This is a genomic window from Nitrospirota bacterium (assembly GCA_040754395.1).
Taxonomy (GTDB): Bacteria; Nitrospirota; Thermodesulfovibrionia; order Thermodesulfovibrionales; family SM23-35; genus JBFMCL01.
In genome coordinates this window covers 1-1382 of record JBFMCL010000063.1, presented here as the reverse complement: position 1 = coordinate 1382, position 1382 = coordinate 1, and the positions used below count along the sequence as shown (strand labels likewise).

Below are 1382 nucleotides of genomic sequence, written 5' to 3'. Positions count from 1 at the left end.
CGCTCTTGTGTCACTCTAGGGAGAGTATAATCAGTACAAATCGCTGAAACCGAGGCTGTACCGATGACAGAGCCGAGAGCCGCCCAACCCACAGTCAGGTTTATTGATGAATATTGTGAGAGCTATAAAAGCTTGTTTCCAGAAGTCAGAAGCTTTGAGGCATTTAAACAGTTGCATGTCGGGATAATTTCAGACATTAAGCGAAAAACGCTACCCCATATAGCCAAAGTAGTTGGGTTAGAGAGTGCCCAGTCGCTTCACCATTTTGTAACCACCTCACCTTGGTCAGCCAAACAACTGAGAGAAAGAAGGTTGGAACTGATACTAACAGCCTTGAACGGGCGAGAAATAATAGTGATTATCGATGAGACAGGAGATAGAAAAAAAGGCAAAAAGACAGATTATGTCAGCCGACAGTATATTGGCAACTTAGGTAAGGTAGAGCAGGGGATAGTGGCGGTAACAGCTTATGGACTAATTGATGGGATGACGGTGATGTTGACCTTTGAGGTATACAAACCAAAATCGAGACTTAAAAAAGGAGAAAGCGAACGCTCGAAACCGGAAATAGCTGCCGAAATGCTCAGGGAACTCAAAAACAAAGGCTTTAAGTTCTCCTTAGTGCTGGCTGATAGCCTATATGGGGAGAGTGGAAGCAATTTTATTGACAGCTTAGAGGAATTAAACCTCAACTATGTGGTGGCAATCCGCAGTAACCACGGAGTCTGGATGCCATCGCATCAAAGGATAAGGTACAACAAGTGGCGAAAATTCGACCGCATATTTGCTGACAGCAAAAAGCAAGTGCGTTACATCCGAGAAATCATCTATGGCAAGCGTCTGAAGCAACGGTACTGGGAAGTGACGACGAACCCCCAAACCTTACCCAAGAATGAAACATGGTACATCATGACGAAAGTTCCCGATATCAAGTACCACCAAGTGGGCAACCTTTATGGCTTACGCAATTGGGTCGAATATGGCTTAAAACAGAGTAAGAATGAATTAGGATGGGCAGATTTTCGCCTGACCAGCTATCCAGATATTGAAAAATGGTGGGAGATAGTTTGTAGCGCTTACTTATTGGTGAGTCTGCATGCACAAGCTCTGTCAACTCTCAACAAACCTCTAGGCTCCATCTCCTCTACAGGACTGGGACTTTTGTTATCTGAACATGACCAATGGAACGATAAAACCGGTTGGAAAAACTTGCTCAACAACTTGCGTTTAGTTATCCAACCCTTTGTCGCTTTCAATCTCATCAAGTCTTGGTTGAAAATCTTCCCTCTGCCTCAGCTACATACGGGCTTAAATCAATTAATTGCTTTTATGAATCGGTTCCCTGGAGCTATTCCCCTCCCTAGCACTCACACCGATTTCCA

1 protein-coding gene is annotated in these 1382 nt (G+C 44.1%); it reads left to right on the top strand.

Going from position 1 to position 1382, the window contains the following annotated elements:
- Positions 1-63: 63 nt before the first annotated feature.
- Positions 64-1382 (top strand): IS701 family transposase (locus AB1552_14420; GenBank protein MEW6054953.1); only part of this gene is annotated, 1319 nt, incomplete at its 3' end.